Origin of the sequence: Egicoccus halophilus (genome assembly GCF_004300825.1) — a bacterium.
In the GTDB taxonomy this organism is placed as follows: domain Bacteria; phylum Actinomycetota; class Nitriliruptoria; order Nitriliruptorales; family Nitriliruptoraceae; genus Egicoccus; species Egicoccus halophilus.
Window position 1 is genome coordinate 3,708,187 of sequence record NZ_CP036250.1, and the last position, 23,186, is coordinate 3,731,372.

Annotated in this window: 17 protein-coding genes and 1 tRNA gene; 2 read left to right on the forward strand and 16 right to left on the reverse strand. The window is 73.1% G+C overall.

Annotated elements, in window-relative coordinates; genetic code table 11:
• Window positions 1–39 precede the first annotated feature (39 nt).
• The 6 genes from mfd to glmU all read right to left on the reverse strand — a co-directional run bounded on the left by mfd (window position 40) and on the right by glmU (window position 8,742).
• Window positions 40–3,585, reverse strand: a complete 3,546-nt coding sequence (gene mfd / locus ELR47_RS16900; RefSeq protein ID WP_130650948.1) for a transcription-repair coupling factor — start codon at window positions 3,583–3,585, stop codon at window positions 40–42.
• A 242-nt stretch (window positions 3,586–3,827) separates the two neighbouring features.
• Window positions 3,828–4,484: a DUF4191 domain-containing protein gene (locus ELR47_RS16905; protein ID WP_130650949.1), complete on the reverse strand. Its 657-nt coding sequence runs from the start codon at window positions 4,482–4,484 to the stop codon at window positions 3,828–3,830.
• Between the two features lie 25 nt (window positions 4,485–4,509).
• Entirely contained in the window at window positions 4,510–5,094 is a 585-nt protein-coding gene (pth, locus tag ELR47_RS16910) for an aminoacyl-tRNA hydrolase (RefSeq protein WP_130650950.1), read from the reverse strand.
• 32 nt (window positions 5,095–5,126) lie between these two features.
• Complete coding sequence (locus ELR47_RS16915; RefSeq protein ID WP_165404162.1) at window positions 5,127–5,804, reverse strand: 50S ribosomal protein L25; 678 nt, start codon at window positions 5,802–5,804, stop codon at window positions 5,127–5,129.
• 371 nt (window positions 5,805–6,175) lie between these two features.
• Entirely contained in the window at window positions 6,176–7,162 is a 987-nt protein-coding gene (locus tag ELR47_RS16920; protein ID WP_268234442.1) for a ribose-phosphate diphosphokinase, read from the reverse strand.
• A 185-nt stretch (window positions 7,163–7,347) separates the two neighbouring features.
• Window positions 7,348–8,742: a bifunctional UDP-N-acetylglucosamine diphosphorylase/glucosamine-1-phosphate N-acetyltransferase GlmU gene (gene glmU / locus ELR47_RS16925; protein WP_165404163.1), complete on the reverse strand. Its 1,395-nt coding sequence runs from the start codon at window positions 8,740–8,742 to the stop codon at window positions 7,348–7,350.
• 222 nt (window positions 8,743–8,964) lie between these two features.
• On the opposite strand from glmU, the gene ELR47_RS16930 reads away from it, so the two are divergent.
• Window positions 8,965–10,044 (forward strand): hypothetical protein, encoded by a 1,080-nt coding sequence (locus ELR47_RS16930; protein ID WP_130650954.1) that lies wholly within the window; start codon window positions 8,965–8,967, stop codon window positions 10,042–10,044.
• A 155-nt stretch (window positions 10,045–10,199) separates the two neighbouring features.
• On the opposite strand, the gene ELR47_RS16935 is transcribed toward ELR47_RS16930, so the two are convergent.
• The 10 genes from ELR47_RS16935 to rsmI all read right to left on the reverse strand — a co-directional run bounded on the left by ELR47_RS16935 (window position 10,200) and on the right by rsmI (window position 21,627).
• Window positions 10,200–12,671 carry a heavy metal translocating P-type ATPase gene (locus tag ELR47_RS16935; RefSeq protein WP_194461775.1) on the reverse strand — a complete coding sequence of 824 codons (2,472 nt, stop codon included), beginning with the start codon at window positions 12,669–12,671 and terminating at the stop codon, window positions 10,200–10,202.
• 12 nt (window positions 12,672–12,683) lie between these two features.
• Complete coding sequence (locus tag ELR47_RS16940) at window positions 12,684–12,968, reverse strand: metal-sensitive transcriptional regulator (RefSeq protein WP_276319912.1); 285 nt, start codon at window positions 12,966–12,968, stop codon at window positions 12,684–12,686.
• A 115-nt stretch (window positions 12,969–13,083) separates the two neighbouring features.
• Window positions 13,084–13,158: transfer RNA gene (locus ELR47_RS16945), tRNA-Gln, on the reverse strand.
• 81 nt (window positions 13,159–13,239) lie between these two features.
• Window positions 13,240–14,166: a 4-(cytidine 5'-diphospho)-2-C-methyl-D-erythritol kinase gene (locus ELR47_RS16950; protein ID WP_165404164.1), complete on the reverse strand. Its 927-nt coding sequence runs from the start codon at window positions 14,164–14,166 to the stop codon at window positions 13,240–13,242.
• A 185-nt stretch (window positions 14,167–14,351) separates the two neighbouring features.
• Entirely contained in the window at window positions 14,352–15,221 is an 870-nt protein-coding gene (gene rsmA / locus ELR47_RS16955; RefSeq protein WP_370469407.1) for a 16S rRNA (adenine(1518)-N(6)/adenine(1519)-N(6))-dimethyltransferase RsmA, read from the reverse strand.
• Between the two features lie 48 nt (window positions 15,222–15,269).
• On the reverse strand, window positions 15,270–16,511 hold the full coding sequence (locus ELR47_RS16960) for a resuscitation-promoting factor (RefSeq protein ID WP_165404165.1): 1,242 nt from the start codon (window positions 16,509–16,511) through the stop codon (window positions 15,270–15,272).
• 187 nt (window positions 16,512–16,698) lie between these two features.
• Window positions 16,699–17,487 carry a TatD family hydrolase gene (locus ELR47_RS16965; protein WP_130650958.1) on the reverse strand — a complete coding sequence of 263 codons (789 nt, stop codon included), beginning with the start codon at window positions 17,485–17,487 and terminating at the stop codon, window positions 16,699–16,701.
• 204 nt (window positions 17,488–17,691) lie between these two features.
• Window positions 17,692–19,941, reverse strand: coding sequence for a hypothetical protein (locus ELR47_RS16970; protein ID WP_130650959.1), 2,250 nt, complete (start codon window positions 19,939–19,941; stop codon window positions 17,692–17,694).
• Window positions 19,941–20,471, reverse strand: coding sequence for a SigE family RNA polymerase sigma factor (locus ELR47_RS16975; protein WP_130650960.1), 531 nt, complete (start codon window positions 20,469–20,471; stop codon window positions 19,941–19,943). Before ELR47_RS16975 ends, ELR47_RS16970 begins: the two co-directional genes overlap by 1 nt.
• Before the next feature lie 319 nt (window positions 20,472–20,790).
• Entirely contained in the window at window positions 20,791–21,627 is an 837-nt protein-coding gene (rsmI, locus tag ELR47_RS16980) for a 16S rRNA (cytidine(1402)-2'-O)-methyltransferase (protein ID WP_130650961.1), read from the reverse strand.
• Between the two features lie 99 nt (window positions 21,628–21,726).
• Between rsmI and ELR47_RS16985 the strand changes: the two genes are divergently transcribed.
• Window positions 21,727–23,181, forward strand: coding sequence for a phospholipid carrier-dependent glycosyltransferase (locus ELR47_RS16985; protein WP_130650962.1), 1,455 nt, complete (start codon window positions 21,727–21,729; stop codon window positions 23,179–23,181).
• Window positions 23,182–23,186 lie beyond the last annotated feature (5 nt).

Here is a 23,186-nt window from a genome sequence, read left to right on the forward strand (position 1 = left end):
CCGTACGTTCCTGCACACCGTGCCGGAGGCGACTACGCCTCAGCGCTTCTTCGCCGGCGCGACCAGGTCGCGCAGGGTGGCGGCCACCCAGCCGACGAGGTCGGCCGGCCGTGGCGAGGGCACCGGCAACTGCAGCGTGAGCTGTTCGCGGCTGTACTTGAACCCGCGGTGCAGCCGTTCGAGTCGCACCAGTTGCGACTCGCTGAGGTCCATCGGCACCACGCGCAGACGACCCGCCGGCGTGAGCGTCACCTCGGTGATGCGCCACCGTCGCAGTGCCGCCTTGAGCGCCGCCAGGGTCAGCAGCCGTTCGGCGGGTTCGGGCAGCGGTCCGAAACGGTCGGCCAGCTCCGCCTTGGCGTCACGGACACCGCCGGCGTCACGGATGGCCGAGATCCGCTTGTACAGCTCGAGCCGCTGCCGCTCGTCCTCGACGTAGTCGTGCGGCAGGTGGGCGTCGACGGGCAGCTCGAGCTTGATCTCGACCTCCGGCTCGACCGGCTGTCCCGACAGGTCGGCGACCTCCTCCTTGAGCAGCTGCGAGTACATCTCGAAGCCGACCGCGGCGACCTGGCCGGACTGTTCGGCCCCGACGACGTTGCCGGCGCCACGGATCTCGAGGTCGCGCATCGCGATCGCGAGTCCGGAGCCGAGGCGGGTGTGCTCCGCGATGGTCTTGAGCCGCTCGTAGGCGGGCTCGGTGATCGACGCGCCCTGCGGGTAGAGGAAGTAGGCGTAGCCGCGCTCGGCGGAGCGTCCGACCCGGCCCCGCAGCTGGTGCAGCTGGGACAGCCCGAGCAGGTCCGCCCGTTCGATGATCAGCGTGTTGGCGTTCGGGACGTCGAGGCCGGACTCGACGATGGTGGTGCAGACCAGGACGTCGAACTCGCGTTCCCAGAAGCGCACCATGACGCGCTCGAGCTGCCGCTCGTCCATCTGCCCGTGCGCCACCTCGACGCGGGCACCGGGGACCATCTCGACGATCCCGGCGGCGACCCGGTGGATGGTGTCGACCTGGTTGTGGACGTAGAAGACCTGGCCGTCGCGCAGCAGTTCGCGACGGATCGCCAGCGCGATCTGCGACTCGTCGTACTCGCTGACGACGGTCATGACCGGCTGGCGGTCCTCGGGCGGGGTCTCGATGACCGACAGGTCCCGCAGGCCGGACACGGCCATCTCCAGCGTGCGCGGGATCGGGGTGGCCGACATCGACAGCACGTCGACGGAGGTGCGCAGCTGCTTGAGGCGTTCCTTCTGGGCGACGCCGAAGCGCTGCTCCTCGTCGACGACCACGAGTCCGAGCTCCTTCCACTGCACGGTCCTGGCGAGCAGCGAATGGGTGCCGACGACGACGTCGACGGTGCCGGCGGCCAGGCCGTCGAGGATGCGCTTGCGGTCCTTGGCCGTGGTGAAGCGGCTCAACGCCTCGACCTCGACCGGGAACCCGGCGAAGCGTTCCTTGAAGGTCTCGAAGTGCTGCTGGGCGAGGATGGTGGTGGGGACGAGCACCGCGACCTGCTTGCCGTCGAACACCGACTTGCCGGCGGCGCGGACGGCCACCTCGGTCTTGCCGAAGCCGACGTCGCCGGCCAGCAGCCGATCCATCGGGATCGGCGCTTCCATGTCCCGCTTGATCTCCTCGATCGTGGTGAGCTGGTCGACGGTCTCCACGTGCGCGAAGGCGTCCTCGAGCTCGGCCTGCATGGCGCCGTCGGGCGAGAACGCGGTGCCGGGCGCGTGCATGCGGGCGGCGTAGAGGCGGATGAGGTCGGCGGCGATGTCCCGGACGGCCTTGCGGACCCGGTTCTTGGCCCGTTCCCACTGCGCACCGCCGAGCGACATCACGCTGGGGGTCTCGCCGCCCTGGTACTTGGTGACGGCGTCGACCTGGTCGGAGGGCACGTAGAGGGTGTCGCCGTCGGCGTACTCGAGCAGCACGTAGTCGCGCTTGGCGGGCGTGCCGCCCGGACCGGGGAACTCCCGGGTCACCATGCCCCGGTAGCGCCCGACGCCGTGCGTGCGGTGCACCACCGGGTCGCCCTCGCGCAACTGCACCACCGCGTCGGCGGCGTTGGTACGGGTGCCGAGCCGGCGACTGGCGCGACGGCGGCGCGGACCGAACACGTCCCAGGTCCCGAGCACGGCCAGGCCGAGCTCGTCCGAGGCGAACCCGGTGCGCAGCCGGCTGACGGTGACCTCGACCCGCTGCCCGACGGGCTGCGGGGCCAGCGCCGGCACGATGGATGCCGGCACGCCCTGCTCACCGAGCACGTCGGCGATGCGCCGCGCCGGACCGTCGGCGTCGACGGCCACGACCACCCGCTTGCCGTCGCGCAGCAACATGTTGGCGCGCTCGGACAGCGTGACGACGTCGCCGCGGAAGGAGTCCCAGGCGGTCCCGGGCAGCCGCGTCCCGCCGGCACGATGTCCCTCCCGAGGCCCACCATCGACTCCACCGAACGGCGTCAGGCGCCAGACACAGTCCGGGCTGCGGGCCAGCAGCTGGTCGGGTGAGGCGAAGTTGGTGCCCTGCAGCGGGACCTCGGCACCGGCCAGCCCGTCCAGTGCGGCACCGTCCTGACCGGCGAAGGCGGCCGTGCGCCACGCCGTCTCGGCCAGCACCTCGGCTTCCTCGCGCAGCTTGGTGGCCCGATCCTGCAGCAGCATCGGATCGATCAGTGCCAGACCGGCGCCTTCGGGCAGGAAGTCGCTGAGCAGCGCCGGTTCGTCCCGCAGCAACAGCACGAGTGCCTCGGCACCCTCGAAGGTCTGCCCCTCGGCGAGCTTGTCGAGCGACTCGGTCAGCTCCGGCCAGTCCGCGAGCCGCCCCCGGGCGGCCGCGCGCAACGCCTCGTCGAGGACGAGTTCGCGGGCCGGGTCGATCACCACCCGCTCGAGCGGTTCGGTGGAGCGCTGGTCCCCGACCGAGAAGGCGCGCAACGACTCGACGTCGTCGCCCCAGAACTCCACGCGGACGGCCTGGTCGCCGCCGGTCGGGAACAGGTCGACGATGCCGCCGCGGACGGCGAACTCCCCCCGCGCCTCGACCTGCGTGGTGCGGCTGTAGCCGAGCGCGGCCAGACCCTCGACCAGCGCGTCGAACCCGCCCCATCGCGCCGTCAGCTCCAGTGGTCGCTGCCGCGTGAGGGCCGGGTCCATGGGCTGCACCGCCGCCCGGACCGGCGCCACGATCACCTGGAGCGGCTGCTCGTGCGCCTGCGGGTGGCAGAGCCGGTCCAGCACCGCGAGACGACGGCCGACCGTGCGCGGCTGGGGCGAGAGCCGCTCGTGCGGCAGGGTCTCCCACGCCGGGAACACCGCCACGCGGTCCTCACCGAGGTAGGCCGCGATGCCGTCGGCGACCGCCTCCGCGTCGGAGGTCCGCGGCGTGAGCACCAGCAGCGGGCGGGCCCGCTCGGCCAGCAGACTCAGGACGTACGGACGCAGCGCGGGCGTGCACACGAGCTCGTCGGGTGCCTCGAACTCCTCGGGCCATGCGGCACGTCCGGGACGCAGGGCGGCCGCGAGCGGGCCGACCGCGAGGCCGGGGTCGAGCACGTCGTCGATGCTGGAGGGGGCGCTCACGATGGGGACCTCGCGGGACGGTCGCGCAGACGTCGCCACGCGGGGCGCGCGGTGCTCCGCGCGCCGGGGACGGCGAAAGGCCGACCCGGGCCGCGACGGGGGTCGCGGCGTCCGGCTCGGCGTGCGCTCGGGTTGTGGTGTGGCGGTCGCCCAGTGTGCCCGCGTCCCCGCAGCGCCGCGAACCGGCGGTGGTGGGCGCATGGCCGAGCGGGCGGCCCTCGACGACCGCTGGGTCGGCGGGGTCAGCGCGGCCTGGGCCGCGGCCGCCGGGCCATGTTGGGGTCGATCCCCTGTGGGATCGGCGGGGCCTTGTCCAGCGGCTTGAGGCGACGCTCGAGCTTGGGGACCTCGGTCTTCTTCAGCTCGCGGTCGAGCTTGTTCATGGTGAACTGCAACTTCTTGAGCGCCACCGTGTCGTCGCTGCCGTCACCGACGACGATGGTGTGCAGGGGTGCGTCACCGGCCACCCGCGACAGGCGCTTGCGCTCCTTGGCGAGCAGCCCCTTGACCCGCTGCTTCGAGCCGCCCTCCCCCACGAGGACGATGCCACAGCGTCCGACCACCCGGTGCACGAGGTCCTGCTTGGCGTTGACGGCCACGGCCGGGGTGACGAACCACTGACCGCGCATCTGCTGGAGCACGGCCGCGGCCGCCCCGGGGTGCCCCTCGATGGCCGAGAACTGCGCCTTCTGCAGGCGCCGGTTGAACACCACCATCGCGCCCATGAACGTGAACAGCAGCGCGAACGGGATGGCGACCCAGGGGTTGATGAGCAGGCCGAGCAGGGCCCCGACCAGCAGACCGATCAACGCACCGGCGGCGATCATCGCCGGCGCCTTGGGGTCGACCTGCTTGAGCTGCCCCCACGCCAGGCGGATCTGCGCGAATCTCTCCTTCACGAGAGGTCTCCTCGACGTCGACGGGTCAGCGTGTCCCGTGGTAGCGGTTCTGGGTGGGCTCGAGGCCCTGGGTCGCGAGCAGCACGACCGCGTCGCACGCCTCCTCGAGGGTGACGTCGACGATCTCGCGTTCCGCCGGCGAGAAACGGCGCAGTACGAAGTCCTTGCCGGCCATGCGGCCGGGCGGGCGTCCGATGCCGATGCGCACCCGCAGGTACTCGCGGCTGCCGAAGGCCCGGTCGAGGTCCCTGAGGCCATTGTGGCCGCCGGCGCCACCGCCGCGCTTGATCTTGAGCGCACCGAGGTCGACGTCGAGCTCGTCGTGCAACACGATCGTGCGCTCGACCGGGACCTTGAACCAGGTCGCCGCCTGCTGCGCCGGTCCGCCGGAGGTGTTCATGTAGCTCTGTGGGATCGCGAGGGCGAACCGGACACCGGCCACGACGGTCTCGGCGGTCTCGCAGCGCGCCCGCTTGTTGCGCGACAACGGCGCGTGTTCGCGGACGGCGAAGCGCCGCACGGCGTCGGCACCGACGTTGTGCCGCGTACCGCCGTACTCCGCCTCGGGATTGCCGAGGCCGACGACGAGCCAGCGGTCGTCGTCGGCCACGGGGGTACTCCTGGAGAACGGACGCGGGAGGCTCAGGCCTCCTCGGCCTCGGCCGGCTCGACGATGACGTCGACCGGGGCGGGTTCCGCACCGGTGTCGTCGGAGCCGGCGCCCACGCCTTCCTCGAGCGACTCGAGCTCCGCCTCGCTCACCGGGGCGTTGATCGTGATGACGGTCGTCTCCGGGTCGGTGTCGAACTCGGCGCCCTCGGGCAGCTCGGCCGTGAGGTCCTCGATGCGCTTGACGTCACCGATCTCCATGCCCTCGATGGACACCTCGATGGCGTTGGGCACGTCGAGCGGGCGGACCAGGACCGGCACGGTGTAGAGGATCTGGTTGACGACACCGCCACCGGGGGCGATGTCCTCCTCGCCGACGAGCGCGACCGGCACCTCGACGGAGATCTGCGAGTCGGTGTCGACCGCGAGGAAGTCGACGTGCTGCGTCTCCTGGCGGATCGGGTGGATCTGCAGGTCGCGCGCGATCACGAGGTGCGTGGCGCCCTCGATGTCGAGGCGGATCATGGCGTTGCGACCGGCCTCGGTGTGCAGCGCGTGGTAGAGCTCGAGGGCGTCGACGCTGACGGCCGTGGGCTCGACCTTGTAGCCGTACACGATGCCGGGCACGCGGCCCTCGCGACGGAGGCGACCGGAGGCGCCCTTGCCGTGGTGGGTGCGCGCGGCGGCGCTGAGCTGGACCTGCTTCGACACGGTGGTGCTCCTGAGGTGTGTTCGTCCCCGGCGTGGGTCGGTCACCGTCTGGCCCGGCCCGCAGGGGGCACGAGCTGTGCGTCGGACCCCTCAGGGCACGACCTGCGGCGGCGAGATGTCACGTGGGGTGTGCGTGCGGCTCGGCGCGGTCGCGACTCGGGACGCGAGGGCCGGACACGCGGCCGGCCCGCGAGGAAGGACACGCGGGCCGTGGAGGGCGAGGTTACCGCCCGCCTCCTCCCCCCGGCAACCGCAACCTCCGTAAGGCCGGTTGGGGGGGGGCAACGAGGGCGCGAAGCGCCCGAGACGGGGCCGGGATGGGGGGCAACGAGGGCGCGAAGCGCCCGAGACGGGGGACCCATCCCCATCGCTCAGACGTTCTCGCCGCGGAAGATCTCGGAGACGGACTGGTCCTCGAACACGGCGCGCAGCGCCGAGGCGAGGATGGGGGCGATGGAGAGCACGACGAGCTTGTCGATGCGGCGCTGCTCGGGGATCGGCAGGGTGTTGGTGACGACGACCTTCTCGATCACGGAGGTGTCGAGCCGTTGGGCGGCCGGGCCGGAGAACACCGGGTGGGTGGCGCAGGCGAAGACCCGGTTGGCGCCGCGTTCCTTGAGCAGCGACGCGGCGCCGCAGATGGTGCCCGCGGTGTCGATCATGTCGTCGATGAGGATGCAGTCCTTGCCCTCGACGTCACCGATGACGTCGAGCGTCTCGGAGACGTTCTGCCGCTCGGGGTCCCGGCGCTTGTGCAGGATCGCGATGGGCGCGCCGAGATGGCCGGCGAACTTCTCGGTGAGGCGCACGCGTCCGGCGTCGGGCGAGACGATGACGCGGTCGGCGGCCTCGGTGTTGTCGGCGATCCACTGCACGAGCAGCGGCAGGGCGGTGAGGTGGTCGAACGGATCGTCGAAGAAGCCCTGGATCTGCCCGGTGTGCAGGTCGACGGACATGATGCGGTCCACGCCGGTGGTCTCGTACATGTCGGCGATCATGCGCGCGGCGATCGCCTCGCGGGAGCGGGCCTTCTTGTCGGAGCGGGAGTAGCCGTAGTACGGGATGACCGCGACGGTGCGCTTGGCGGAGGCGCGCTTGAGCGCGTCGAGCATGATGAGCTGCTCGATGACGAAGTCGTTGATGCTCATCCCGTCGGGGATGGACAGGTGTGACTGGATGACGAAGACGTCACCGCCGCGGACGGACTCGCCGAAGCGGGCGTAGAGCTCGCCGTTGGCGAACTGGGCCAGCTTCACCTCGCCGACGCGCATGCCGAGGTGGTCGGCGACCTCGCGGGCGAGTTCCGGGTAGGAGGACCCGGTGAAGATGTGCATGCGCTTCTTGGTGACGACTTCCACGGCAGCCTCGACGCGCGGCAGGAGGGGGAGCCGTGGACGGTAGCCGTCCATCGGCGCGACGGGCCAGCCGGGTCCCGCCCGCTCGACGTGGGCGTCCGAGTGCCGCGCGCGCCCGGCCGTTCGAGGAGCGCCCGGAGCGTCGTGCGCGCGGGAGCGTGCCACCGGGGCACGACGGCGGACGACCGTCAGCCGTCGTGCTGCTCGCGGCGTCGGGCGGCCCAGCCCTCCTTGTTGACCTGTCGGGCGCGGGCGATGGCGAGCGCGTCGGCGGGGACGTCGTCGGTGAGGGTGGAACCGGCGGCGACGAAGGCACCGGCGCCGACGGTCACCGGGGCGACGAGCATGGTGTCACAGCCGACGAAGGCACCGTCCTCGATGGTGGTGTGGTGCTTGCCGACGCCGTCGTAGTTGACGGTGATGACGCCGCAGGCGATGTTGGCCCGCTCCCCCACGGTGGCGTCACCGAGGTAGGCGAGATGGGGGACCTTGGCACCGTCGCCGATGTCGGCGTTCTTGGTCTCGACGAAGGCGCCGGCCTTCGACTTCACGCCGAGCCGGGTCCCCGGACGGAGGTGGGTGTAGGGCCCGACGGTGGCGCCCATGCCGATGATCGCGTCGCTGCCGCGGGTGGAGTGCACGGTGGCGTCGGCGCCGACCTCGCAGCCGGTGAGGTGGGTGTGGGGGCCGACGACGGCGCGTTCGCCGACGCGGGTGCCCGCTTCGAGGATGGTGCCGGGCAGCAGGACGGCGTCGCGGCCGACCTCGACGTCCACGTCGACGTAGGTGGTGGCGGGGTCGGTGACCGAGACGCCGACGTCGGTCATGAGGTGGTCGAGGTGGCGGCGCCGCAGGACGGCGGCGGCGTCGGCGAGCTGTCGGCGGTCGTTGACGCCGGCGACCTCGTCCTCGTCGGTGACGACGGCGGCGACGGGCTCGCCGTCGCCGGCGAGGATGCCGATGACGTCGGTGAGGTAGAGCTCGCCCTGGTCGTTGTCGGCGTCGAGGCGTCCGAGCGCGCGGGTGAGCGGCTCACGGGCGACGACGTACATGCCGGCGTTGATCTCGTCGACGGCCCGCTGTCGGGGATCGGCGTCGCGGTGCTCCACGATGCCGGTGACGGCGCCGTCCGGGTCGCGCAGGACGCGGCCGTAGCCGGTGGGGTCGGCGAGCCGGGCGGTGAGCAGGGCGGCGGCGCGTCCGTCGGCGGCGGCGAGCAGCTGCTGCAGGGTGTCGGCGGTCAGCAGGGGGGTGTCACCGGGGAGGATCAGGACCCGCTCGACGTCGTCGGCGAGGGCCGGCATCGCGATCTGGACGGCGTGACCGGTGCCGTGCTGCTCGGCCTGGAGCGCGGTGGTGAGCCCGGGGATGCCGGCCGCGTCGACGGCGGCGGCGACGTCGTCGGCCTGGTGGCCGACGACCACCACGACCTGCCCGAGTCCGAGCGGGCGCAGGGCCTCGAGGACGGCGCCGACCAGGGTGCGGCCGGCGGCGCGGTGCAGGACCTTGGCGAGGTCGGAACGGAAGCGGGTCCCCTTGCCGGCGGCGAGGACGACCGCGGCGGTGCGGGCGTGGTCGGACACGTCGAGGACTCCTTGTTCCGGGCGAGCGAACGGCTCACCGACCTTAGCCGTCGCGTCTCCGACAACCCGGTGACACCAGGTGTTCAGATCACCCTAACTAGATCGCGCGCTAATCGCTCGCATACGGTGAAGAATCCGAGATCGTCGTCGCAAGTCCTACGCCGCGATGTCTAGTGTCGGCTCCCGGCCAGGACCGGCCGAATCGAACCGTGGGGAACCTTCATGAAACTCCGTCAATCGACCGTCGTCGGCGTCGCCGCCGCGATGGTGATGGGCGCGACCGCGCTGCCGGCATCAGCGAACGTCGTGACCTGCAACAACAGCAGTCTCACCAACGGGACCATCTCCGGTGACCTGCGGGTGCCCGCCGGCAGCTTCTGTGTCCTCGACGGCGTGACCGTCCAGGGCAACGTGCTGGTGCTGCGCGAGGCCGACCTGCTCGCCGACGGCACCACCGTCGGCGGCAACGTCGAGGTCCGCGCCGAGGGCTACGCCGAGTTCGCCGACTCCTCGATCGCGGGTGACGTGACCGGCCAGGCCTCGTTCGGCCAGGTGCTGTTCGACACCGAGATCGGTGGCGACATCGCAACCCGTCGCAACCAGTTCGTGTTCCTGCTGGGCGGCGACCTGGCCGGCAGCATGGACATCCGCGCGGCCGTGGACGCCCGCACCGAGACCTTCGTCGAGTCGCTGCGCGTCGGCGGCAACCTCGAGACGAACAACAACGACTTCACCGACGTGTTCGACAGCACGATCGAGGGTGACCTCACGATCGCGCGCGCCGAGCAGGGCAGCATCTTCTGCACCAGCGAGGTCGACGGCAACGCGCTGTTCAACCTCAACCGGGGCACCCTGCAGATCGGCGGCGACGACTGCGGGCCGGTGTACTTCGGGTCGGACCTGCAGATCTCGCGTCACACCGGCGCTCCGACGCTGGAGGACACCATCGTGCGTGGCGACCTGCGCTGCAACGGCAACACCACCGCGCCGACCGGCACCAACGTCCGTGTCCGTGGCGAGGCCATCGGCCAGTGCGCCGACCTCGGCTCCTCCGCCTTCGGCATGATGGCGATGTCCAGCGACGCCTCGGTGGACGTGGCCGAGGACCGCAAGGCTGCGGCGCTCGAGGCCTTCGAGGCCCGTCGCGCGCAGACCGAGCGCGCGTCGGTCGGTGCCCTGAGCATGGAGGGTGAGCCGGTCGTCGTGCCCGAGTCGCCGATCGAGGGGGCCCAGGAGTCCCTCGACGAGGTTCGCGAGTCGCGCCTCGACGAGGCCCGCGCCCAGGTCTCCAACCGGCGCTGACGCCAGCGCACGGCGGCACCACCTGCGGGGGGTCACGGCAGCTGCCGTGGCCCCCTGTTCGTCTGCGCGGTCGGCGTCCGGGGCGGGGCCCGGCCGACGAGGGTCACCGGTGCCAGGCCCGGGCCGCGTCCGGCAGCGAACTCGACGTGCGCCGCTCAGTCGCGTGCGAACCGGCGCAGCCGCAGGGAGTTGGTGACGACGGACACGCTCGAGAACGCCATGGCCGCCCCGGCGATCATGGGATCGAGCAGCCCCAACGCGGCCACCGGCAGCGCGGCGGTGTTGTAGGCGAACGCCCAGAACAGGTTCTGACGGATCGTGCGGTGGGTCCGGCGCGACAGCGTGATCGCCGTGGCGACCCCCGTCAGCTCGCCGCGCATCAGCGTCAGGTCGCTGGACTCGATCGCGACGTCCGTCCCGGTGCCGATGGCGATGCCGAGGTCGGCCTGCACCAGCGCGGGCGCGTCGTTGACGCCGTCGCCGACCATGGCCACGACCTGTCCCTGCTCCTGCAGTCGTCGGACCTCGGCCTGCTTGTCCTCGGGCAACACCTCGGCGAGCACCCGGTCGATACCCACCTGCCCGGCGATGGCCTGCGCGGTGCGCCGGTTGTCGCCGGTGAGCATGGCGACCTCGAGCCCGAGCGCGTGCAGTCGGGCGACCGCGTCGCGGGCATCCTCCTTGAGGGTGTCGGCCACGGCCAGCACGCCGCGGACCTCGCCGTCCCAGCCGGCGAAGACCGCGGTCCGTCCACGCGCCTCGAGCTCGCCCGCGGCCTGCTCGAGCCGGTCGGGCAAGGACAGTCGCGACTCGGCGAGCAGGGTGCGGCGTCCGACGACCACCTCGACGTCGTCGACGTCGGCGCGCACGCCCCGCCCCGACAGGGCGGTGAACCGACGTACGGCGGGCAGCACGCCGATGCGTGCCCGCGCCCCGTCGGCGAGGGCGCGACCGACGGGGTGCTCGGAGTCCGCCTCGACCGCGCCGGCGAGCCGGAGCAGGGTGGGCTCGTCGGTGTCGCCGACGACGACGTCGGTGAGGGTCATCTCCCCGCGGGTGAGCGTGCCGGTCTTGTCGAGCACGATGGTGGTGATGCCGCGGGTGCGCTCCAGCACGTCGGTGGAACGGATCAGGACACCGATCTGTGCCCCGCGACCCATGCCGGTCATGGTCGCCATGGGCGTGGCCAGTCCGAGCGCGCACGGGCAGGCGATGATGAGCACGGCCACGGCGGCGAGCAGGCCCTGGGCCGTGTCGCCGGTGGTCAGCGTCCAGGCGGCGAACGTCATCAGAGCGATCCCGATGACGGTCGGCACGAACACGGCCGAGACCCGGTCCGCGAGCTTCTGCAGCCCCGACTTGCCGGCCTGCGCATCCTCGACGAGCCGCACGATCTGCGCCAGGGCGGTCTCGGCACCGACGGCGGTGGCTCGGACGGTGAGGGCACCGGCGGTGTTGAGGGTGGCGCCGGCCACCTGGTCGCCGACCGCCTTGTCGACCGGCAACGACTCCCCGGTCAGCATCGACTCGTCCACGGCCGAGGTGCCGTCGACGACCTCGCCGTCGACCGGGATCTTCTCACCGGGACGGATCCGGACGAGGTCGCCGACCACGACCTGGTCGGCGGGGACGAGCTGCTCCGACCCGTCGCGCAGGACCCGGGCCTGCTTGGCTCCGAGTTCCAGCAGTGAGCGGATCGCCCGTCCGGCGTTGCCCTTCGCCCGGGCCTCGAGGTACCGGCCGAGCACGATGAAGGCGATGATGACGACCTGCGCCTCGTAGTACAGCTCGTGGCCGCCGGTCGCCAGCTGCCAGGTCGAGTACGACCAGGCCGCGAGCGTCCCCATCGCGATCAGCGTGTCCATGTTGGCGCTGAGGTGGCGGGCGCGACGGGCCGCCTCGCGCAGGAACGGCCAGCCGATGTAGAACTGCACCGGGGTGGCGACGAGGAACTGGGCCAGCCGCAGGCCCGGGTTCCTCATCGCCCAGTCGTGGTAGAGCATGGTCGACAGCAGCAGCAGCGCGGGCAGGGCGACCAGGGCGAGCCGACGCCCCCACAGCCGCCGGTGGGTGGCCTCGTCGCGCTCGGCGCGGGCCGCCCGTTCCTCGGCGCTCGGCGCGGCCGGCCGGTCCCCGTCGGTGGCGGCGGGTCCGGCGACCCGGTAGCCGGCGCCTTCGATCGCCGCCCGCCAGGCGGCGGGGTCGGCCGGACCGTCGGTGTGCACCTCGGCGATGCCGGTCGCGAAGTTGACCTCGGCGTCCACCACGCCCGGCTGCTTGGCCAGCGCCCGTTGCACGCGGGCGGAGCACGAGCCGCAGGTCATGCCCTCGACCTGCAGCACGTGCCGGGCCCCGCTCGGGGCGGGAGCAGGCAGCACCAGCGTGTAGCCGGTTCTCTCCACGGCGGCCTGCAACGCGTCGAGATCGGCGGCCTCGTCGAGCTCGACCCGTGCGAGGCCGGTGCCGAAGTTGACCTCGGCGTCGCGGACCCCGGGCTGCTTGTCCAGCGTGCGCTGGACCCGGGCGGCGCACGACCCACAGGTCATGCCCTCCACGGGCAGGTCGAGCCGGCGGGTCGCCGTGCCCGCGGTGGAGCCGGTGCGGGTGTCGATGTCGGAGGTGGCCATGTCGGCCTCCAGTCAGGACTTGACGAGTCGGGCGATCGCCTGGGTGGCCTCGTTCACCATCTCGCGGGCACGCTCCTGGTCGCCGGCGGCGGCGGCGTCGGCGACACAGTGACCCACGTGCTCGTCGAGCAGGCCGATGGCGACGTTGCGCAGCGCGCCGTTGACGGCCGCGATCTGCTGCAACACGTCGATGCAGTACGTGTCCTCGTCGATCATGCGCTGCAGGCCGCGAACCTGGCCCTCGATGCGCTTGAGACGGGCGAGGTACTGCTCCTTGCTCATGGTGTACCCGCGCACGTCAGCTCCTCGGTCGACACCCAGCATACCCCTGGGGGGTACTACCGAGGGTACCGAGCGCGGCGATCGCCGCACGTCCCGACGCGTCGGGGACGTCCGTCATGGCGGACGGTCGTGGCTGGGAGGCAGGGGATCGAACCCTGAATACCGACTCCAAAGGACGGCGTGTTGCCAGTTACACCACCTCCCAGGGTGGCGGCCCGTCGCGCGCTCGCGCGCGCCGGCACCGGCCGGGCAGGGTAGTCCGCCCGCCGGCGTGTGCCGACTCGACTCAGCCGAGCGCCAGCTCGGGTCCCCCGGCGGGCGAGAGCGCCACCTCGGAGCGGTCGAACACGCCCTGCATGCGCTCGCGCACCTCCACGGCGTGCTGCGCCGAGGCGGCCAGCGCGACGACCGTCGGCCCCGAACCACTCACGACCGCGCCCAGCGCGCCGGCGTCGAGGAAGGCGTCACGGGCATCGCGCAGCTCCGGCCGCAACGAGAACGCGGCCACCTCCAGGTCGTTGTGCAGGGCCGCGCCGAGCGCCTCCGCGTCACCGGTCCGCAGCGCCTGGAGCACCGCGTCGGGCTCGGCCTCGCCGGGGGTACCGACCTCGTCGAACGCCCGGTAGACGGCCGGGGTCGACAGGGGCTGCTCGCTGATGCCCACGACCCAGTGGTAACGCCCGCGGCACAGCACCTGCGCGATGGCCGTCCCGGTGCCGGTGGCGAGCGCGGTGCCACCCGTGACGCAGAAGGGTACGTCGGCACCGAGTTCGGCGGCCACGTCGCGCAGCTCGTTGCGGTCGAGCTCGGTACCCCAGAGCTCGTTGAGGGCCAGCAGCGCGGCCGCGGCATCGGCCGACCCACCAGCCATCCCGGCGGCGACCGGGATGCGCTTGGTCAGGTGCAGCCGGGTCACCGGCACCATCGCCTCGCCGTCGCGCTGCGCGGTACCGACCCCGACCAGGCCCATCAGTTGACGCGCCGCCCGAACCGCGAGGTTGTCCCCGCCGGGCGGCACCTCCGGACCGGCCTCCTGCGTGAAGGCCAGGTCCATGAACCTCCGGGCCGCCGGGTGCGCCGCCGAGGCCGAACCGTCGAGCCGGGCGGAGACGGTGTCGTGGATCGAGACGGTCTGCATGACGGTCACCAGCTCGTGGTACCCGTCGGGACGCCGACCACGCACCGACAGGAACAGGTTGACCTTGGAGGGCACGCGGACGCGGACACACGACGTCCCCGTCCTGTCTGCGCCGACCACGGCGGCCTCCCCGACTCGACTGCAGCTCCCCTGCGAGCCGGGTGCATCCTAGGGATCTGCCGGCACCGGCCCGATTCCGACCCTCCCGGCGTGGGGCGACCGCACGACCCGGACGACCGGCACGACACCCCGTCGGAGGTTCAGATCACCACGCCGGCGTCGGCGAGGGCCGCGTCGAGCCGTGCGACGTCGGCGGGCGAGAGCCGCTCCGCTCGCGCCGTGAGGTCGATGTCGGCACGTCCGGCCGCCCGCTCGAGCACGGTCACCTCGGCCAGCGCACGCAGGTTGTTGCGCAGGGTCTTGCGCCGCTGTCGGAACGCGGCCTCGATCAGCCGGAAGCGACGCTCGCGCTCGGGTCCCCGTGGCGCGTCGTCGCGGCGGACGATGCGGACCATCACGCTGTCGACGTTGGGCACCGGGTGGAAGACGGCGCGCGGGACGGCGAGCGCCACCTGCGCCCGGGCGACGGTGCCCAGCTTGCAGCTCACCCCGGCGTAGAGCGGATCCCCCGGCGCCGCCGCCCATCGCTCACCGACCTCGCGCTGCACCATGACGAACAGGTCGTGCACCGCCGGGTCCTCCAGCGCGTGCATCACCAGCGGGGTCGCGACGTTGTAGGGCAGGTTCGCCACCAGCCGGACCGGGCCGCCGTCGACCAGGTCGCCGAGCCGCACGCGCAACGCGTCGGCATGGACGACCGTCACGTCCTCGCGTCCGTCGAGCACCTCGGCCAACGCGCCGACCAGGCCGGCGTCGATCTCGACCGCCACGACCCGTCGGACCGCGCCAGCCAGACCGAGCGTCAGCGACCCGAGGCCGGGCCCGATCTCGAGCACCACGTCGTCGGCCCGCAACCCGGCGGCGTCGACGATCCGCCGCACGGTGTTCGGGTCGACGACGAAGTTCTGCCCGGCCGCCTTGCGTGGGGCCAATCCGCGCTCGGCGAGCAAGCGGCGGACCTCGCGGGGTGTCAGCAGCTCACCGATGGGACGTCCTCGCACCTCGGACACGTCGACGGGCGCGGCTGGTGTGCCGCGCCCGTCCACGATAGGCGGTCGTCAGCGCAGGCCGAGCTTGCGCGAGCAGGCCGGCCAGGCGCCCCAACCCTGCGACTGCCGCACCCGTTCGCCGACCGCGATCTGCTGCTCCCGCGAGGCCTGGTAGGCGTAGGTCGGGTACCCGGACGGCTTGTGACGCGTCCAGGTGTCGGGGTGGAACTGCAGGCCACCGTGGTACCGCCCGCCGCTGTGCGACCAGTTGCCGCCGGCCTCACAGCGCGCGAGCCGGTCCCAGACCCCGTCCGACGACGAGGACGACGAGGACGACGAGGACGACGAGGAGCTCGACGACGACGTGCTCGACGAAGCGGAGCTCGACGACGAGTTCGACGACGACTTCGACGACGACCCGCTCGACGACGAGTTCGACGACCCGCCCGACGACGACTTCGACGACGACCCGCTCGACGACGCCGCCCGGGGGGCGGGGGCCGGCGCCTTGGTGCCGACGACCACGACGCGGTCGCGGGGCTCGCGAACGACCTCCTGCTCGACGAGTTCGCGCTCGGACTCCTCGCCGTCCACGGTCGTCACCGCGTAGGTGTCGACCCGCAGCCCGTCCTGGGGCTGCTGGGCGACCCGGGTGGTGCCGCGCGGCAGGTCGGCGTCCTCGCGGCGCCGCTCCCCCGCCTCGAGCACGACCTCGACGGTGTCCTCGACGGTCTCGACCCGCTCGACGACGATCTCGGTCGGACCGTCGATGGAGCTCGTCAACGCCGGCGTGACCCGGTCGTCCTCACCGACCTCCACCTCGAGCTCCGACAGGACGCCGTAGACCGTGCCGAGCAGCGTGTCGGCTTCGTGGGTCGTCCCGTCGACCACGACCTCCACCGGCTTGGGGAGGGTGACGTGCACGACCGCACCGTCGGCGAGTCGCGCGGCCGGGCCGGGCACGACCCGAGCGCCCTCCTGCCGCACGTGCGTCAGCTCGGCGGCTGCGAGCGCGTCGGCGACCGACTCGACGGGCGCGACGACCTCGTGCACGCGGTCGTCGACGACCACGTCGACGGTGATCGCCCGTGCGATCTCGATCTCGAGCCCGTCGGTGACCTCGGTGGCCGGTGCCGGCACGACGAGGTCCTCGGGGCCGACCTCGACCTCGAGTTCGTCGAGGACGTCGGCCACCGTGCCGGCGGAGGTCCGCACGTCGTGGACCTCGCCGTCGACCGCGACGACCACGGCGTCGGACCAGCCGATCAGTGGCAGCGCGAGAGCACCGACGAGGGTGAGGGATGCTGCCATGCGGGCACGCCGCGACATGGCAGAGAGGGGGGTTCGCCAAGACATGGGGGCGGACGGTAGGACAGGGGGCCGTGTCCGGCCGTGGCCGTCCGGACAGGTTGTGGAAGCACGGTCGGCCGGGAGCGGCCATGCTGAACCATCGCCGCGCCGCCGTGCGGAATGCGCGCGAGGACTGCCCCGCTGCAGGTCAGCGGGGGTGTTCGCCTGCGTCGACCGGCAGCGCGAAGGCCCGGACGGCGTTGCGCTCGACCGCCGCCTCGACCTCGTCGACCGGCCGCAACTGGACTTCGGCCAGTGTGCGCAGCGTGTACGGAACGTAGGACGGATCGTTGGGCTTGCCGCGGTGCGGGTGGGGGGTCAGGAACGGCGAGTCGGTCTCGGTGAGCAGCAGTTCGAGGGGCGCCGCGGCGGCCGCGTCCCGCAGTTCCTGGGCATTGCGGAACGTCAGGTTGCCGGCGAACGACAGGAACCATCCCCGGTCGGCGCAGCGCTTGGTGACCGCGAGATCGCCACTGAAGCAGTGCATCACCACCCGCTCGGGTGCGCCCTCGTCCTCGAGGACGTCGAGACAGTCGTCCCACGCCTCGCGGCAGTGGATGACCAGGGCCCGGTCGCGCTCGCGGGCGATCTGGATCTGTGCCCGGAAGCTGGCCTCCTGCTGCGCCGGCGTCGTGTACTCGCGGTAGTAGTCCATACCCGTCTCGCCCACCGCGACCACCCGCTCGTCCTGCGCGAGTCGGTCGATCACGTCGAGCACCGGTGGGGTGGCCTCCATCGCGTCGTTGGGGTGCACCCCGACGGCCGCCCACACGCCGTCGAACCGGGCCGCGGTGCGCACCGCCTGGGTGGACGACGCCATGTCGGTGCCCACGGTGATCATGGTGCGCACACCGGCCGCGCGGGCCCGTTCGACCTGCTCGGCGGGTGACAGGCCCTCGTGGTGGTCGAGGTGGCAATGGGTGTCGACGTACGGCACGAGAGGGCAGCCTCCGGCGAGGTCAGGACGACGCGGCGTGACCGGGCGGCCGGCGACTCCCCGGACGGCCGGCGGCGGGCACGCGCACGGCCCGCCATGGTGACGGGCCGTACGACGACGGTACCAGTCCGCTCCCGCGAACGACCGGGACGAGCGCCGACGGGACCGGCCGAACGGGCCGTCCGGACGGGGAACTCGCGGGGTTCACCGGATGACGTCGCCGTCCAGGATCCCGTCGCCACCCACCCGCGAGATCTCACCGTCGCCGGTGACGTGGTAGGCCGTCCCGGTGTTCGACATGCCCACGAGCACGCCGTCACCGAGTGCGCGCATCCACGGGTCGGGGATGCCCTCGGCCGCGAAGAACGCCGGCGGCAGCGGCACGACGACACTGCGGTCGACGAGCGACCGCACCGCACCGTCCTGGAGCACCCAGCGCGGCCCGTCGGCCGAGGAGCCGGCGAGGCCGCCGACCGCGCCCTGCCCGCCGGAGGCCAGGCTGTGGAACTCGGGCCGTCCCGACCGTGCCGCGGCGTCGTCGCCCTGGATCTCGATCGGGAGCGTGATCCACGAACTCGCCCCGTCACCGGTCACCGCGCGGATCTCGGTACGTCCCTCACCGAGGTCGACCCAGTCGACCGGCTCGGGCTCCATCCCGACGAGCTCGTCGAGCGAGAACGAGGCGTGGTCGTCGGCGGTGTCGCCCGTCCCCACCCCGGCCTCGGTCCAGCCGACGACGCGCAGCACCGGCGTGCCGGAGGTTCCGGTCTCCACCCAGGCCAGCTTGTCGCCCGACGGGTGCCACACCGGGCCGTAGGCGGCGACGGCGTCGCCGGCCTCGCCCCCGAAGCCGACCTGGTACTGCTGCGGCCAGTAGTCGACCGACAGCTCCCCGTCGACCAGGCGGTAGGTGCGCAGGTCCTGCATCCCCTCCGCGAGGTGCAGGGCGACGACGGTCAGCTCGTCGGGTGACGAGCCGGGCCGGACGGCGACCGACAGGAAGCTCGACTCGCCCTCGGCGGGCAGCGAGGTGAGCACCTGCTCGCCGTCGGGGCCGTGCAGCACCAGGTCGGTCACGCCGACCGTGACGAGCGGAGCCGGCAGGGCGGGCGCGGGTAGCGGGGACGGGGAAGGTGCCGCGTCGTCGGTCGCGGGTGCGGCGGCCGACGTTCGCGGATCGGACGTGTCGCCCGGCACCGGCTCGGTCGTCGTGGAGGTCGGCGGCGCGGGGTCCGGCTCGTCCGTCGTCGGCGCGGCGCCGGGTCGCGAACGGTCGAACAGTGCAGCGCGGCCACCGGTGCCGAGCTCGACCGGTGCGAGGAACTCGCCGTCGCCGTCGTGCGCGACCAGCCACGTCGCCGACCCGTTGCCGACCAGCGCCGCGTCCTGCTTGGCGTCGAGCCACGGCTCGCCATCGGTGCCGAGGCCGTCGGGCAGGGTCGTGGTCGTGTGACGGTCGCCGTCGGCGGACCAGGCGAGTTCCCAGGTGTCCCCGGAGCGGGCCAGGGTGTACTCCGCTGCGGCCAGCGTGCCGGGGACGGCGTGCGAGCTCGCGACGTCCGTGCCCGAGGGCAGCTCCCGGGTCTCGCCCGGCGCGAGGGTGCCGTCGCCCTGCACCTCGATGGTCTGGGCGACCAACCGCCCCTGAGCATCGCGCAACACCAGGACGCTCTCGTCCCCACGCACGCTGGTCGCCCCGACCCAGTCCAGCAGCTCGACATCGCGATCGAGCACGATCGGGCCGGCCTCCGGCCAGTCCCCCTCACCCTGCAGGTCCTCGGCGCTCGGCGTGTCCCACCAGCGCAGGACGGTGCCGTCGTCGCCGGTCGCAGGAGCGGTGACGATCGCGGCGTCCTGGTCGGGGGCCCACACCACACTGGTGAGGAAGGACGGTTCGTCCTCGGCGCCGGGCGCGAGCGCCGTGGCCACCGACGCTCCGCGGCGGACGCCCTCGGTCCCGCCGGCCGGGTCGCCGCCGTCGAGCAGCTCGACCCGCGAGGCGCCGTCGCCGACCCCGCCCCGGACCGCCAGCACGGCGTAGTCGTCGCGCGTCGAGCCGGGTCGCACCTCGAGCTCGCGAGCCGGCGCCTCGGTGGCGCCCATCGCCTCCAGCGCTTCCACGGGGATCGGATCCCCACTGCGCAGGTCACGCAGCTCCAGCTGCCCGTCGACGTCCACCACGTAGGTGTCGGGCACCGCACCGGCGACGGGCACCGGCGCCAGCGGGGGGATCTCGAGGTCGGGACCGGTGCCTCCCACCTGGTCGGCGACCAGGGGCACGACCAGGATCCCGGCGAGGGCGGCGGCGGCGCCTGCCAGCGACCAGGTCAACACCTGGTAGCGCCTGCGGGCGACCACGCGCCGGTCGACCTCACGCCAGAGCGCGGGCGTCGGTTCGACGTCCAGGGCGCGGGTCTGCAGGCTCTCGCGGATCAACTCTTCGACGCGATCCATCAGCTGACACCTCCCTCGGTCGACGCGGCCAGTCCGGATGCGGACAACAGCTCCTGCATCCGTGCCAGGCCGCGCGAGACCTGGGACTTCACCGTGCCGACCGAGCAGCCGAGGATCTCGGCGGTCTCGGCCTCGGTGAGGTCCTCGTAGTAGCGCAGCACGACCGCCTGCCGCTGCCGGTCGGGCAGCCGCTGGATCGCCTGCCACACCACGTCGTGGTCCGCGGCGACGTCGTCCACGAGCCGCACGCCCCGGTCGTCGCCCGAGCGCTTGGCCGCCTCGCGGCGCTCGAGGTAGCGCCGCCGCAACTTCGAGTTGGCCTCGTTGGCCACCGCCCGTCGCAGGTAGGCACCGACATCGCGGACCTCGCCCTTCTGCCAGCGGACGTACACCTTGGTGAAGGCATCGGCGACGATGTCCTCCGCCTGGTGGGGATCGCTGGTCAGCAGGTAGGCGAGCCGGACGGCCTGTCGGTGATGGGCGTTGAAGACCGCCGCGAACGAGTCGCGTTCGGTCGCGGTGCGCACCATCGCGAGCACGTCGCCTCCCCTTCCCCCACGCCGGCCGTGGCTCGTGGACCTGGTCGTACGGTGCTCGCCGCGACCTGTCGTCGAGGGCCGGCACCGGCTCCACCCGCACTCGACGCCGAACTGCCGCGGGAGGTTGCATCGGATCGGCGACCCCATCGCCGTCCGGTACCACCACCGTACGGCCCGGGACTTCAGTCGGCGTTCAGCCAGGGCGATTCGGCGGCCCATCCGTCACCCGACCCGTCGTGGGCGCGCGGGCCGCGCGGCGCGGGCCGACGCGGATGGGCGAGGTCGACACGGCGGCAGGTGACCGACCGGGTCAGGACCCGGCGTCGACGACGGCCTGGTAGACGACCTTCTTCGGCACCCCCGCCGAGGTGGCCACCTCGGCGATGGCGGCCTTCTTGGCCATGCCCGTGGCCAGCAGCGCCTGCACCCGGGCGACCAGGGCGTCCTCGCCGACCGGCTCGGGCACCGACGCCGGCGCCCCGGCGACGACCAGCGTCACCTCTCCACGCACCCCGTCGTCGGCGACCCGCTCGGCGAGCACTCCCAGCGGGGCGCGAACGACCTGCTCGTGCAACTTGGTCAGCTCGCGGGTCAGCGCGGCGGGACGCTGCGGACCGAGCGCACCGGCGAGGTCGGCGAGGTCGGCGGCCGCCCGGTGGGGGGAGACGAACAGCACCATCGTGCGCGGCTCACCCGTCAACTCGGCGAGGCGACCCCGCCGGGCCGCTCCCTTGCGGGGCAGGAAGCCCTCGAAGGCGACCCGATCGGTGGGCAGGGCGGCCAGGACCAGCGCGGCGAGGGCCGCGGAAGGACCGGGGACCACCTCGATGGCCAGCTCCGCCTCGGCACACGCGGCCAGCAGCCGGTAGCCGGGGTCGGACACCGTCGGGGTGCCCGCGTCGGACACCAGGGCGATGCGCGCGCCGGCCCGCAACTGCTCGAGCACGTCACCGATCCGCTCGCGCTCGTTGTGCTCGTGCAGCGAGCGCTGCGGCGCGCCGCTGCCGACGTGCTGCAGCAGGCGGCCGGTGCGGCGGGTGTCCTCGGCGAGCACCAGGTCGGCGGAGCACAGCGCCTCGGCCGCCCGCGGCGAGAGGTCGCCGAGGTTGCCGATCGGGGTCGCCACGACCACGAGCGTGCCACTCACGCCAGACCTCCGCCGCCGCCCACGCGCGTCGCGGCCGGCCCGAGGAGCGTAGGCGGCACGACCCCGACCCCCTCGCCTACCCTGCCGACGATGCGACGTGTGCGACCGCCCTGGCTGGTCCCGACGGCGGTCCTGCTGGCCGGCACCGTCCTGCTGCTCGTCGGACTCGGGCAGCCGGCCACGATCGTCTTCGACGAGGTCTACTACGTCACCGACGCCCGGTCGATGCTCGCGACCGGCGTGGAACACGGCTTCGCGGTCCATCCACCGCTGGGCAAGTGGGCGATCGCCGCCGGGATGGCGGTGGCCGGCGACCACCCGGCCGGCTGGCGGGTCGCCGGCGCTCTGGCAGGGGCGGCGACCGCCGCGCTGGTGGCACTGGTCGTGCGGCGGCTGACCGGCCGGGACGCGCTCGGCGGGGTCGCCGGTCTGCTCGTGCTGCTCGACGGCGTGCTGCTGGTCCAGGCCCGCACGGCCATGCTCGACGTCCATCTCGTGCTGTTGGTCGTGCTCGGGACCTGGCTCCTGCTCGTCGACCGCGACCGCGCCGACGCCCGCAGCGGCGGGCCCAGCGACGCTCCCACCGACGGCGACGCTCCCACCGACGGCGACGCTCCCACCGACGGCGACGCTCCCCCCGACCGTGCGGGACCACGGTGGTGGCTGGTGGCCGCCGGTGCGGCGTTCGGCGCCGCGGTCGCGGTCAAGTGGTCCGGAGCGCTGGCCCTGCTCGCCGCCGGGGTGCTGCTCGCCATCTGGGAGCACGCCCGCGCGCGCCGCCGGGGCCGGGTGCGGGGCGCGGCCGCACGCCGGTCGCTGGCCACCGTGACGGTCTTCCTCGGCCTGGTGCCGCTGCTGGTGTACGCGCTGTCCTGGACTCCGTGGCTGGTGGGATTCGAACGCACCCCGGCCGCGGCCGAGGCGCGGGCGGCCGGCGACATCACGCTCGCGGACCGCCTGTCGGGGCTCGTGGACCACCACCGGCAGGTCGCCGACTTCCACCTGCACCTCGACGCCGATCATCCCTACCGGGCCACCGCCGCGACCTGGCCGCTGCAACAGCGACCCGTCGTCTACCACTACGAGGCCTGCGGTCCCGACGGGCGCGACGGCGACGGCGAGCGCTGCACCGGCCCACCGGGCCGGACCTCGGAGGTGATCGCGCTGGGCAACCTGGCGTTGTGGTGGGGGTTCCTGCCGGCGCTGCCGCTGCTGGTGGTCGCCGCGATCCGCCACGACCGGCGGGCGAGTGTCCCCGCGGCGTTCCTCGCGGCGCAGTACCTGCCGTGGCTGGTCGTGGCGCGACCGGTGTTCGCCTTCTACGCCGCGCCGCTGGTGCCCTACCTGGCGATCGGCATCGCCCTGGTCGCCGACCGGCTCGACCGGCCCGCACCCGACGGCCCGCCGCGTGGTGGTCGGACGGGATCGGTGCTGCTCGCCGTCGTGATGCTGGCGGCCGCCGCCCTGTTCGTCTACTTCGCCCCCGTCTGGTACGGCATCCCGCTGCCCGACGACGCCATCCGGGCCCGTTGGTGGTTCGACGGCTGGGTGTGAGGGCC